Below are 12,582 nucleotides of genomic sequence, written 5' to 3'. Positions count from 1 at the left end.
CAAGAGTCGCCGAGCGCCGCACCGACCTTTGCCGACCGGGTCGGGGACCGGAGCCGGTGCTGACTACTCTTGGTCAAGAAGTCGACACGAAGAGTAGTAGAAGGGGGACTTATGACTCGCCCAGAGCCGCCGGGGGTGAACCGGTGACATCCCTGCTGCATGTGGATTCCAGCGCCACCGATGTGGGTGACTCGATCAGCAGGCGGCTGACCGCCGGTTTCGCGCAGGTGTGGCGGAAGCTGCACGGCGTCGGCGGATATCGCTATCGGGACCTGGCCGCGGACCCGGTGTCACTCGTCTCCCCGGCCTTCGTCTCGCTCGGCCTGCGGGTGGAGAGACAGGGGACCGTACCGCCGGCGAAGGTGGGCGGGATGGCCGAGACCGCGGCCGAGGAACGCGAATGGGCGCTGACCCTGCCCCTGATCGAGGAAGTGCTGGCGGCGGACACCCTGCTCCTCGGCGTGCCCATGTACAACTTCTCGATCCCGGCCTCCCTGAAGGCCTGGATCGACCGGATCACGTTTCCCGGGGCGTTCCTCGAGCCCGGCACGGGAGAGCGCCTGCTGCGCCGGACGAGGGTGGTCGTGGTCACGGCGCGGGGCGGCTGCTACGCGCCCGGCACGCCGAGGGAGGGGTTCGACTTCCAGACGCCCTACCTCCGGGCGTACTTCACCGACCTGGGCGTGGCCGAGGAGAACCTTCACTTCGTCCACGCCGAGATGACCCGGGCCGGGGACGTGCCGCAGCTGGCCAGGTTCAAGCCGCTGGCGGCGGACTCGCTCACGGCGGCCTGGTCCGCGGTGACCGAGCTGGCCGCCCGCCCGGTGGGCGGACGAGCGGCCGCGCGTTCGCACTGAGTCCGCCGGCGGTGTCCGTCGCGCCCGCGTGCCGTACGGACACCGCCGGCCGCGTCGCCGGACCCCGGCCGGTCACCTTCCGGCCTCGCCGTTCGTCATATCGGTGAGGAGGTGGCCACCGAACGGACGATCAGATGTTGTGACGCCCGGGATGCCGGGTGATCGACCGGCCGGGGAAGGCATTGGACGACGCGGTGCCGGAGGTTTTCCGGACGGCGGGCGGAATGCCTTCTCCACCGGTGGATTCCGCCGGTGCGGGGATCCCTGTGCCGTCCCTTTCTTCCGCACCGGCCCGCCGCTTCGTCAATTAATGGAGCAGCGTAGGGGAGTATTCTTACGCGGCTTTCGCCGAAGACGCCTTTGACGGTGGCTCCGTCTTTTCGGGAAGCCGCTTCTCCGGGCGTTCATTTTATGCTGCCTTTTTTCTGGTCGGCTTCTGTCTTCGCGGGCGTCGTCGTTCACCGGACGGGAAACGAAAACCGGACGAGAAACAGAGGGCGGCACGAGAGGATCTCTCGCCTTCCCGGTTTCCCGGCTTCTCGCCTTCCGGCCTTCCCGGCGGAGCGGAAGGACGCGGGGATGCGAGGGCCGGGTGACCCGATCCGGGCTCGTGCCGCGTCGTGGATTCGCCGCGGGAAGGGGCGGCCACCGCTCACGCCCGCGTGGCCGGCCGGGCCTGCTCGACCGTCCTTTGGTAACTCTCCGTTATCGACGAGAGAGCGGAGGTCTTGTCCTCGTCGGATCGGCCGACTATGGCGCGCTCGGCGCCGTCCATCCTCCGGTTGGCCAGGGTGATCGCGGTGGTGGCCGGACGGCGGGCCTCCTCGTACCTCCCCAGCGCGGCGGTCACGTCGTCGCCGTGAGCGAGCTCCGCTGCGAGGACGGCGGCGTCCAGGATCGCCTGTGAGGCGCCGTTGGCGCCGATCGGATACATCGGGTGGGCGGCGTCGCCGAGCAGCGTCACCCTGCCGTCCCCCCAGCTCTCCAGCGGATCGCGATCCACCATCTGGTAGTGCAGGATCCGCCCGCCGCCCGCGAGCACCCGTGGCACGTCGAGCCAGCCGAAGTCCCAGTGCGCGAAGTGCGGCAGCACCTCGTCCAGCCGGCCGGGACGGTTCCGGCCCGAGTCGGCGGACCGCTCCTGCCCCGGGGCGGCGACCAGGCAGACCCAGTTGAGCAGGGCCTTGCCGCGCGCCGCGTGCCGCGCCGAGATCGGATAGGCGATCAGGCGGGTGGCCAGCTCGTCGTTGGCGAGGATCATGGTGCGGCCGTCGAGGAAGCCGTCCAGTTCGGTCAGGCCGCGCCACATGCTCACCCCGGCGGCGCGCAGCGGGGTCTGATCCGGGTGGAGCCGGGACCGTACGGCGGAGTGCAGGCCGTCCGCGCCGATCAGCACCTCGGCGTCGTAGGCGACCTCGGCGCCGGCGACCTCGTCGGCGGCGTGAACGCGGACTCCGCCGCCGATGTGCGCGAAGTCGCGCACCCGGATCCCGGTGCGTACGGCGCCGGAGCCGAGCCTGTCGCGGACCGCGGTCAGCAGCAGCGTCTGCAGTTCGCCCCGGTGGATCGAGTACTGCGGGTGCCGGTGGCCTGCCGCGATGCCCCGCGGTTCCGCCCAGAGCATGGTGCCGCTGTGGTCGAGGTAGCGGTGCTCGCGGGTGGCGATCCCGGTCGCCGCCAGGGCCTCCCCGAGGCCGAGGCCGGTCAGTTCGGCGATCGCGGCGGGCTGGATGTTGATGCCGACCCCGAGTGGGCGGATGTCGGCGGCGACTTCGAGCACGATCGAGTCGATCCCGCGTGCGTGCAGCGCGAGGGCCGTGGTCAGCCCGCCGATGCCGGCGCCGGCGATCACGATGTCAGGGGTGTTGGCGGTGGTCATGGCGACGGTGCTCCCTGTGGGTCTGGTGCCGGGCCGACGTGTCGTTCCCAGGGGCGGTGCGTCGCGGGCACCTACTACGGTGAGTGACCACAACCGAAGGCGGCGACGCGCCTGTGCGGACAGGGGACCGCCCCGCCGATGCCGACCAGCGGGGCGGTGGAACATGGTCGAATCCTCGCTGTTCTCACCCTCCGCGCGAGGATTCTTTAGTTATCAGGCGTGATGTACGGAAACGACCCGATAAGGGGACGGTGCCGCCTTGGCGATCTCGGCCGTCCTCTTCGCGAAGGTCTGCGCCTCCGGGTCGCTCATGGTCGCCTTGATGTCGTCAAGGCTGCGCCACTGAGCGAGGTTCACCACGCGGGTTCCGTCCAGGCTGGCGAGAATGTTCACCGACACGAATCCCGGCCGGTGGCTCATTACCTTCTCGGTGCCCTCGTTCAGGACGTCGATGAGTTCCTGCTGCTTCGTCGGGTCGACGTCGAGGATGTTGATGAAGGTCACCACTTGATCCTCGACGCGAATCACGGTCTCACTCATGAGTCCATGCTATCTGAATTCCGGTCGGAAAAGTCAAGCCTTGTTGTTTATCCATTCAACGTCCCGGATGGGGGAGTTACTCACGTAATTACGTTTCGCCGAGAGCAGGAAATGGCGATTCACGCAAGGGGGAGCGGCGGCGCCGGGGAGCCGGCGGACCGGGATGGTGAGCCGGCGCCCCGGCCCGCCGGACTACTCGGGTGCGGGGGCGCCGGTGCGGGCGTCAGGCCGGCGCCATGGACGGGCTGCTGTCGAGGACGAAGCCCTCGTAGCCGGCGGCGGCCACCTCGTCCAGCTTCTGGCGGTAGTTGGCGAGGCCGGCGAAGTAGAACATGACGCGGTTCTTCTTGCCCGGGATGTTGGCGCCGAAGATCCAGGAGTCCACCTTCGAGAAGATGGTGTAGTCCGCGAGCTCCTTGCAGACGCGGGTCCACTCCTCCTCGGCCTGCCCGGTGGTCTCGATGGAGGTCCTGCCGCTCTCCTCGGCGGTCCTGACCAGGTCCGTGATCCACTCGACCTGGGTCTCGATGCAGGGCGGCAGGTTGCTGAAGGCGCTGTTAGGGCCGAGCACCATGAAGAGGTTGGGGAACCCGTGCGTGGCGACGCCCAGATAGCTGGTGGGCCCGTCGTCCCAGTGCTCCTGGATCGTCCTGCCGCCCCGGCCGCGGATGTCGATCTGCCGGTAGCTGCCGTCGACGGCGTCGTACCCCGTCGCGAAGACCAGGACGTCGAGTTCGTGCTCGACGCCGTCCTCGGTCACCACTCCCTTCGGCGTCATCTCCCTGATCGGGTTCTCCTTGATGCTGACCAGGGTGACGTTGTCGCGGTTGTAGCTCTCGTAGTAGTCGGGATTGCAGATCGGCCGCTTGGCGTAGGGCTGGGTCGGCATGAGCTTGCGCGCCGTCTCCGGATCCCTGACGATCTCCCTGATCTTCGACCTGATGAACTCGCAGGCGGCCTCGTTGGCCGCCGGGTCGGTGGCGATGTCGGAGAAGGTGCCGAACATGAAGCGGAAGCCGTTGCCCTTGTCCCAGTTCTCCTGGAAGATGCGCCGGCGTTCCTCCTCGGACACGCTCATCGCGGGGATGTCGCTCTCCTCGAAGCCGCACGCGACCTGGGAAGCGCGCGCCTGCTCCCAGATCTTGTCGTAGTTGGCCCGGCACTCGGCCACGTACTCCTCGCTCACCGGCCCGTGCCCGGAGGGTACGCAGTACTGCGCGGACCGCTGGAACACGGTCAGGTGCTCGGTGATCTTCGACGCCGCGCAGATGAACTGCGTGCCGGTCGACCCGGTGCCGATGACGCCGACCCGCTTGCCCTCGATGTCGAGGTCGTCGGGCCAGGCGCCGGTGTGGACCATCCGGCCCTGGAAGGTGTCGCGACCCTTGATGTCCGGGAAGTTCCGGCTCGACAGCGGTCCCAGCGCGGTGACCAGGTAGCGCGAGGTGAAGGTCTCGCCGGTGTCGGCGGTCACGGTCCACCGGTCGCGCGACTCGTCGAAGACCGCCGCCTCGATGGACGTGCCGAGCTGGATGTCCCTGGCCAGGTCGTGCCGGTCGACCACCGTCTGGAGGTAGGCGAGGATCTCCCGCTGCGGGCTGTACCGGGTGGTCCAGTTCCACTCCTGGAGCAGCTCCTTGTCGAAGGAGTAGCGGTAGATGTAGCTGTCGACGTCCGACATCGCGCCGGGGTAGCGGTTCCAGTGCCAGGTGCCGCCGATGCCGCCGGCCCGGTCGAAGAGGCGGACGGTCAGGCCGAGCTCGTTGCGGAGCTTGTGGAGCATGTATAAGCCGGCGAAACCGGCACCGATGACGATCGCATCGAAATGGGTCTGCTTCGTGTCGGGCAAGGATCGTACTCCTTCTGTGCTTCTTTCAGTGGTGCGGGGGTGTGCCCGGGGGCACGGGCCCGATCAGGGCTGCAGCCGGGTGGCGTGCCAGCCTTCGGGGGTCTTTTCGTAGCGCAGACGCCGGTGCAGCCTGTCGGGGTCCGCCGACCAGAACTCGACGGTCTCCGGTTCCAGGCGGTAGCCGGCGAATCGCCGCGGCCGGGGCAGGGCGGTTCCGTCCGCCGCCAGCCGTTCCGCCTCAGCGCGCAGCGCGGCGACGTCGCCGAGGGGTTCGCTCTGCCGGGAGGCGGTGGACATCGCGTGCAGCGGCACCGGCCGCGCGTTCCAGAGCCGCTCGCATTCCGGCTCGGGCAGCGTCACCACCGGGCCGCAGATGATCAGCTGCTGCGCCGTCTCCCGCCAGTAGAGAAGGCCCGATGCCCAGCCGGTCTCGGCGATCTCCCGGCCCTTCCTGCTCGTGCTGTGGCTGGTGAAGACCAGCCCCCGGCCGGAGACCTCGACGACGGCGACCATGCGGCTGGAGGCGCGGCCCCGGCTGTCGGCCGTGGCGAGCGCGAGGGCGAGGGGCTCGCGCACGCCCGCCTCTTTGGCGGACGCGATCCAGCGCCGCAGCAACTCCATGGGCTCGCCCGGCGGCGTGCCGTACTCCGGGAAGGCCGGGTCGATGACGCCGGTCAGGCTCTCGAACCTGCTGCTCACCTGCGCACTCCTCACGCGTAGATCAATCCGCGGGCGATGACGACGCCCGCTCCACCGACCCGCACCGACGTGATGCCGTCGGCCGCGCCCTCGGCGCACGCCCGCATCAGCGAGGGGCGGCCCATCTCGACTCCCTGGTGGATGTCGATCCACCGGCCGAATCCGGCGCACCCGTGGCGGGCGAGATGGACGGCGAGCGGACCGGCGGCCGAGCCGGTGGCCGCGTCCTCGGTCACGCCGTAGGCGGGAGAGAACATGCGGCTGCGCCAGCTCGTGCCGCCGCCCGCGAAGCAGTTGGTCGCCATGTCCGGGAACGCCGCCAGAGCCCGGTGGTCGGGGTCGAGCCGGGACAGCGCCGCCACACTCTCCAGTCCGACGAAGACGTGCCGGGGGCCGTTGGTGTAGATCTCCACCGGAAGCTCGGACTTCTCCAGGCCGAGCGCGGCGAGCAGTTCTCCGGCGCGGTCGAACTCCGTCCAGGTCGGCACCGGCTGCCCCATCACGGCGGAGACGGCCCTCCCGCCCGAGCGCTCCAGCTCGAAGTCGATGACCCCCATCACCGTCTCCAGGCGGAGCCGGTCTCCCTCGAACGACTCCCCGAGCGCGATGGCCGTGCCGAGGAGCGGGTGCCCGGCGAACGGCAGCTCGTTGACGGGGGTGAAGATGCGGATGCGGGCGTCGCCGCCGCTTTCGGGCGGGAGGATGAAGGTGACCTCGGAGAGGTTCATCTCCCTGGCGATGCGCTGCATGCGCTCGGCGGGGATGTCCTCGGCGCCGAAGAAGACGGCGACGGGGTTGCCCCGTAGCGGGATGTCGGTGAACGAGTCGACGACCACGTACGAGTGCGTCCCGGCCGGCACGGCCTGCTCTGTCGTCATCGGAACAGCGCCCTTTCGATGGAGGAGCCGAGAATGCGCGGACCGTTCTGGGTGAGCACGGACTCCGCGTGGAACTGGAGCGAGGAGAACCACGGGCCGTGCAGGGCGTGCACCTCTTCCGTCGCCGGATCCCGGCAGATCGTCAGCGTGCCGACGCCGTCGATCTCGGTCCTGTCCGCCGCGGAACGGGCGGCGAAGGTGTTGTAGAACCCGACGTGTTCCCGCTCGCCGAACAGGTCGATCTCCTTCTGCACGCCCTGGTTGGGCGCGTCGCGCCGCTGCAGGGCGAGCCCGAGCCGGATGCACAGGACCTGGTGGCTCAGGCAGACGGCCAGGAAGGGACGCCGCTCGGCCAGCAGGGTGTCGGTGGCCGACCGCAGGTAGGCGATCCTGGGATGGCGCGGGTCGCGGGGATCGCCGGGGCCCGGACCCAGGACGACGAGGTCGTAGCCGTCGAACGAGGGGATCTCGTCGTGCCGGCGCATGGTCACCCGCATGCCCATGCTGCGCAGCTGATGGTCGAGCATCGAGGTGAAGGTGTCCTCGGCGTCGACGATGAGCGTCCGGCATCCGGCGAGCCGGGGGAAGGCCGTCGCCGGTTCCGCGCCGCCCAGCCAGAAGCCGGCGATGGTCGCGTTGCGGTTCTCCAGCGCGGCGCGTACCCGGGGGTGGGCGTCGAGCCTGGCGGCGGGCCCGCTGCCGAGCGCGGCGAGCAGCCCGGACGCCTTGGCGTGGGTCTCGGCGACCTCGGACATCGGGTCGGAGTGCCGTACGAGCGTGGCGCCGACCGCGATCTCGGTCCGGCCCGCCGCGTCGATGTCGGCGGTGCGGATGAGGATGGACGAGTCGAGCGTCCGTCCGCCGGAGCCGTCGCGTCCGATGAGGGCGACGACTCCGCTGTAGTAGCCGCGGCCCTGCGGCTCGTGCCTGCCGATGACCCGGCAGGCGTTCTGCAGTGGGCTGCCCGTGACGGTCGGGGCGAACATCGACTCGCGGAGGATGTCGCGGACGTCCCAGTCGCTGTCGCCCTCGATGACGTACTCGGTGTGCGCCAGCCGCGCCATCTCCTTGAGCCGGGGGCCGATCACCCGCACGCCCGGGGCGCATATCCGGGTCATCATCTTGAGCTCCTCGTCGAGGACCATGTAGAGCTCGTCGGACTCCTTCCGGTCGGCGAGGAAGTCCATGACCTCGGGCAGGGTGGGGCCGGACGGCGGATAGCGGTAGGTGCCGCTGATGGGGTTCATCGTCACCACGCCGTCGTGCAGGGTGATGTGGCGTTCCGGGGTGGCGCCGACGAAGGTCCGCTCACCGGTGTGGACGACGAAGGTCCAGTACGCTCCCGACTCGATCTTCATCAGCCGCCGGAAGAGGGCGAGTGCGGAACGGGGCGTGTAGTCCCCGATCTCGGTGACGTAGGAGCGCTTGATGACGAAGTTGGCGCCCTCGCCCTCGCCGATCGCCTCCTTGACCACCCGGCGTACGATCTCGGCGTAGTCGTCGTCGGCCACGTCGAAACGTCCGTCGGACACGGCGATCGGCAGGTCGGGGATCCGGGACAGCGCCTCGGCCGCCGGTATCGTCCCCTGGGCGGTCACGGTCATCGCGAGCAGCGGGGCGCCGTCGTCGACGCAGGTGAAGCCGCGTTCGCGGATCTGCCGGTACGGGATGAGCGCCAGGACGTCGTGACGGGCTCCGTCCCGGTCCCCCGGCCGTCCCTCGGCCGTGTGCTCACGGCCGGCCGCGGAAAGGGGGAGATCCGCCAGTGTCTCCACCTGGGCGACGTCGCCGATCAGAACGTCGATCAGCTCCTGTCCGGTGGTCTCCGGCCGGTGCAGCAGCGCGAAGGCGGGCGCCCGGAGCTCCAGCACCGCGTCGAGCAGGTCTCCGCCCCCGGGAGTCGTCACGCGAGCACCTCCTTGGCATCGAGGACGACTGCGCAGCGCTCGGCCGCGTACGTCAGGGCCATCCGGTGGTAATCGGCGGTGAAATCGGCGACGGCGTCGGCGACCAGGAAGGTCTGCAGGTCGTTGGTGAACGCGTCGATCGCCGTCATCAGGACGCCGACGTGCGCGTACACGCCGCAGACGATGAGCTGGTCGCGCCCGCGGTCGCGGATGCGCTCCAGCAGATCGGACCGGAAGAACGCGCTGTAGCGCAGCTTGGTGAACATCCAGTCGCCCGGGGCGGGGGCCAGTTCGTCGACCACGAGCCGGTCGGCCGGCGCCCTGCGCATGCCAGGTCCCCAGAAGTCCTTCAGCAGACCCCGGACCTCGTCGCTCATGTCACCGGGCTGGGCCGTGTATCCCACCGGTACGCCGAGGGCGGCGCAGCGGTCGCGCAGCAGTGCGATGTTCCCGACGAGCCGGTCCCGTACGGAACCGGGAAAGGGCTCGACGAAGTAGCGCTGCATGTCGTGGATGAGAAGCACCGCGCGCTCGGGGTCAGGCGTCCACCGTGCGGTGCTGGGGGGCAACTCGCCCGCGGTCGGAATGGGGTAAGGCTCAATTGCGGGTATACCAGGCATGACCGTCCTTTCTGTCGGGTCCGGGTCGGCCGCCCCAGCGGAGATGAACGGGACCGCCTGCCGAACGAGCCGGGCCCTCGCGCCCGTCGGGATGACCGCCGCGTCAGGTGGGGATTCCCTCACGCCTGATCTCGGGGACGGGGATGCCGAGCGCGCGCAGTTGCTCGAACGGGTTCATGAACTCCCGCTGCTGCCTGATCTTCCCGTTCTCCAGAAGGAACGAGTGCAGGAAGTGGTTCTTGTAATGGCCCTCCGGGTAGCCGGCGAAGCGGATCGCCCCCTCGCCGTCGCATTCGACCCAGAAGAAGTTCGGGTCCTGTGTCTCGAAGATCTGGATATTGGTCCAGACCCAGTCGGGGAAGCACTTCAGCGACCAGATCGCGTGTTCGGCGAGACGGTCGCGGCCGTGGATGGCGATCGGCCGGCCGGTGTCGTTGGTCCACAGGCCCCCGACGCCGTCCTCGGTGAAGAGCAGGTGGCGGCGCAGCCGCTCCTCCCCCCTGGTGTTCATGTACTTCTCGACCGTCTCTCGATTGATCCTGCGAAGCTCGATGTCCGCGTCCGTACCGGGAAAACGCCGGATTTCTGACACGATGAACCCTCCAATGGCGGCCGTCACTCAACGGTGAATGGGGAATTCGAAGAAGCTCGTTAAACCTGAAATAACAGTCTTTAAATGGATTTTTCGGACATGTGCGGGACCATGCTCGCCAGCTTCTGCCAGTCCTCGCACCGCTTCAGCACGACCGCGCGGATGAGCGGCACGCAGTGGGCCGGGATCGCTTCGGCGATCTCCTCCCACTGGGCCGGATCCATCTCCGTGGCCAGGAGCATCCGCAGCAGCAGGCGGCCCGACTCCGTCGCGCGCATGGACGGGTCCCTGGCGAGCTTCCGTACGACCGATGCGGTCTCGACCGTGCCCTGAGCCGCCCGCGCCTCGCGGTGCGGCCGGCCCGCCGGCTGCCGCCGGGCGGTGCCGTCATGCGGGGACGGCGCGTCGCCGCGCGTCGTGACGGCGATGGTGTCCGGTGGGGCGGACGCCCCTCGCGCCCCGGCCCGCAGCCGCTCCGGGATCGGGTCGAGGCCGCGGCCGAGACGGTCGCGCACGTCCCGCACGGTCCCGGTGGACAGGCCGGTCCTCCTCGACAGCTCGCGAAGCGACAGATCCGCGTCGGTCGACAGCAGGGCGGCGGCGTTCAGACGTCCCTCCGCGCTGCTGAGCGGCCTCGACCTGCCGTCGCGGCCGAGACGGCTGCCCATGAGCTGGGACTCGCCGTTCATCTGCCTGCGCACCTTGCCGACGGTCTTGGGGCTCAGCCCGGCCCGCTCGGCGATGGCACGGTCCGACCAGTGCGGATGGGAGCGGATGATGCGGTGGGCGGCCGCCTTGCGCTCGTTCAGCGTCAGGGGAAGGCCGTGCCCGACGTTGAGCTGGACGGAGAGGACGAACGCGTCGGCCTCGCTCCCGTCGAAGAATTTGACCGCGATTTCGGTTTGACCCCTCATCGCGGCCGCGCGCAGGCGGTGCATGCCGTCGATGACGCGCATGGTGGGACGATGCGCGAGGAGCGGACTCATGACACCGTCCATCTCCGCGAGCAGGCGGATATGAACCGGGTCCTCCTGCCGTTCACGCGGTGAAAGCGATGGCATGAGGTCTTTAATCGGCACGACCTCCAGGGGAAGATCACGGAGCAGTTCCGACGCCTCGGGAAGATGGCTTTTGTCTTTCAGACCGGTGTCGGCTTCGGTGTGAAGGGGAGGCACTGCGGGACCTTCCTGGATGAAGGAATGGGAGAGGGTGATTCTTCACAGGAGCTCAACGGGAGTCAGCTTAGTTTCTGAATCGAGTTTATTCCAGAGTAAAAGCGTCCATCTATGGACATCCGCCGATGACCGCGGGCGATCCGTGCATCGGGGACATTTCTGGCGCGTGAAGCCGCCCGGGGAAGGACCGCCGTCGTAGAGTGGACGCCGGCATGGGAATCCGCGAGGCGTGGAGGTTCAACCGGGCGTGCGGGGGCTCAACGAGGCTCTGGCATTGCGCAGGCGCCGGGCGGGCAATTGTCCGCGTCCTTGTCCCGCAGTGGCGGGGTGGCAAACTCGGGGACCGGGGTACGGCTATAGGATATGTATCCGGCGTTCTCCGCTCGCTCGCCCACGGCGACGGCGAACGTCGACCCGCTCGCCCCGATCACACCCATCACACCCGCTCCGGCGGCCCGGCGTCAATAATCAGTACGGACACCCGGCTCTCCTTGTCAATCGCGTGCAGTTCATCTCCCACATCTACGACGAACCACGACGACGAAAGGTGACCGATGGACGACCAGTCCGCATTGGCCGAGCACTTCGACCGTTCCCGCGGCCATCTGCGGGGGGTCGCCTTCCGCATGCTGGGATCGGTGGACGAGGCCGACGACGCGGTGCAGGAGACCTGGCTGCGGGCCTCCCGCGCGGGGGCAGCCGGTGTCGGCAACCTGACGGCGTGGCTGACCACGATCGTGGGGCGCGTCTGTCTCGACATGCTGCGTTCCAGGCAGCGGCGGCGCGAGGAGTTCGCCGACATCACCGAGCTCGACCTGCTCGCCGTCGACGACGACGCCGACCCGGCGGACGAGGCGGTGCTGGCCGACTCGGTCGGGCTCGCGCTGCTCGTGGTGCTCAACGCGCTCGGTCCGGCTGAGCGCACCGCCTTCGTGCTCCACGACCTGTTCGCCGTGCCGTTCGACCAGATCGCCGGGATCGTCGAGCGGTCGCCCGACGCCGCCAAGAAGCTGGCCAGCCGTGCCCGCCGTCGCGTGCACGGCACGGCCACGGCGGGCAGCGCCGATCTCACGCGGCACCGTGCGATCGTGGACGCATTCCTCGCCGCCTCGCGCACCGGCGACCTGGACGCGCTGCTGGCGGTGCTCGCCCCCGACGCCGTCCGGCGGGCCGACCAGGTCGCGCTGCGTGGACAGGCCGGGACGGAGATCCGCGGCGCCCGCCTGGTCGCGGAGGAGACCAGGACCAACGCGGCCAGAGCGCGTTTCGCCTGGCCGGCCCTGATCGACGGCGTGCTCGGCGCCGTCGTCGCACCGCGCGGCCGGCTGCTGCTCGTCCTGCGGTTCGCCTTCGCGGGCGACCGCATCGGCGCCGTCGACGTCATCGGGGATCCCGCCCGGCTGAGCCGGATGCACATCGCCGTCGCGCCCGCCCCCGCCGCGCCGCTCCAGCGGTACGACGCCCGGCCCCTGCCGGCTGGGAGCGGGTGAGGCCGCCGGCCGGGAGCGTACGGGACCCGATCCGGCCCTCCCCACCCGGCGTCCGCAGTGCCCCGTCCGCCGCCACATCCGCTGGAAGGAGCCACA

11 protein-coding genes are annotated in these 12,582 nt (G+C 69.5%); 2 read left to right on the top strand and 9 right to left on the bottom strand.

The window, feature by feature from the left end:
• The first annotated feature begins 143 nt into the window (after positions 1–143).
• Positions 144–857 (top strand): FMN-dependent NADH-azoreductase, encoded by a 714-nt coding sequence (locus ACQP1K_RS18405; RefSeq protein WP_433496942.1) that lies wholly within the window; start codon positions 144–146, stop codon positions 855–857.
• Between the two features lie 652 nt (positions 858–1,509).
• On the opposite strand, the gene ACQP1K_RS18400 is transcribed toward ACQP1K_RS18405, so the two are convergent.
• From ACQP1K_RS18400 to ACQP1K_RS18360, 9 genes are all read right to left on the bottom strand, one after another.
• Entirely contained in the window at positions 1,510–2,736 is a 1,227-nt protein-coding gene (locus ACQP1K_RS18400; RefSeq protein ID WP_433496941.1) for an FAD-dependent monooxygenase, read from the bottom strand.
• A 213-nt stretch (positions 2,737–2,949) separates the two neighbouring features.
• Complete coding sequence (locus tag ACQP1K_RS18395) at positions 2,950–3,276, bottom strand: antibiotic biosynthesis monooxygenase family protein (protein WP_433496940.1); 327 nt, start codon at positions 3,274–3,276, stop codon at positions 2,950–2,952.
• A gap of 223 nt (positions 3,277–3,499) precedes the next feature.
• Positions 3,500–5,125, bottom strand: a complete 1,626-nt coding sequence (locus ACQP1K_RS18390; RefSeq protein WP_433496939.1) for a flavin-containing monooxygenase — start codon at positions 5,123–5,125, stop codon at positions 3,500–3,502.
• A 63-nt stretch (positions 5,126–5,188) separates the two neighbouring features.
• A complete protein-coding gene (gene phzG, locus ACQP1K_RS18385) occupies positions 5,189–5,824 on the bottom strand; it encodes a phenazine biosynthesis FMN-dependent oxidase PhzG (RefSeq protein ID WP_433496938.1) in 636 nt (211 codons plus the stop codon).
• Positions 5,825–5,835: 11 nt separating this feature from the next.
• Positions 5,836–6,702, bottom strand: coding sequence for a PhzF family phenazine biosynthesis protein (locus ACQP1K_RS18380; RefSeq protein ID WP_433496937.1), 867 nt, complete (start codon positions 6,700–6,702; stop codon positions 5,836–5,838).
• Positions 6,699–8,609: an anthranilate synthase family protein gene (locus tag ACQP1K_RS18375; RefSeq protein WP_433496936.1), complete on the bottom strand. Its 1,911-nt coding sequence runs from the start codon at positions 8,607–8,609 to the stop codon at positions 6,699–6,701. The genes ACQP1K_RS18380 and ACQP1K_RS18375 overlap by 4 nt, the downstream gene beginning before the upstream one ends.
• Positions 8,606–9,229 (bottom strand): isochorismatase family protein, encoded by a 624-nt coding sequence (locus ACQP1K_RS18370; RefSeq protein ID WP_433496935.1) that lies wholly within the window; start codon positions 9,227–9,229, stop codon positions 8,606–8,608. The genes ACQP1K_RS18375 and ACQP1K_RS18370 overlap by 4 nt, the downstream gene beginning before the upstream one ends.
• Positions 9,230–9,332: 103 nt before the next feature.
• Entirely contained in the window at positions 9,333–9,821 is a 489-nt protein-coding gene (locus ACQP1K_RS18365) for a PhzA/PhzB family protein (RefSeq protein WP_433496934.1), read from the bottom strand.
• Between the two features lie 80 nt (positions 9,822–9,901).
• The gene (locus tag ACQP1K_RS18360) at positions 9,902–10,900 is read right to left on the bottom strand and encodes a chromosome partitioning protein ParB (protein WP_433496933.1); all 999 of its coding nucleotides are present in this window, start codon (positions 10,898–10,900) and stop codon (positions 9,902–9,904) included.
• 650 nt (positions 10,901–11,550) lie between these two features.
• Here ACQP1K_RS18360 and ACQP1K_RS18355 point away from each other — a divergent pair.
• The gene (locus tag ACQP1K_RS18355; protein WP_433496932.1) at positions 11,551–12,486 is read left to right on the top strand and encodes a sigma-70 family RNA polymerase sigma factor; all 936 of its coding nucleotides are present in this window, start codon (positions 11,551–11,553) and stop codon (positions 12,484–12,486) included.
• Positions 12,487–12,582 lie beyond the last annotated feature (96 nt).

It is taken from the genome of Sphaerimonospora sp. CA-214678 (assembly GCF_050942215.1).
GTDB lineage: Bacteria > Actinomycetota > Actinomycetes > Streptosporangiales > Streptosporangiaceae > Sphaerimonospora.
The sequence above is the reverse complement of the archived record's forward strand: the minus strand, read 5'-3'. Positions and strand labels throughout refer to the sequence as shown.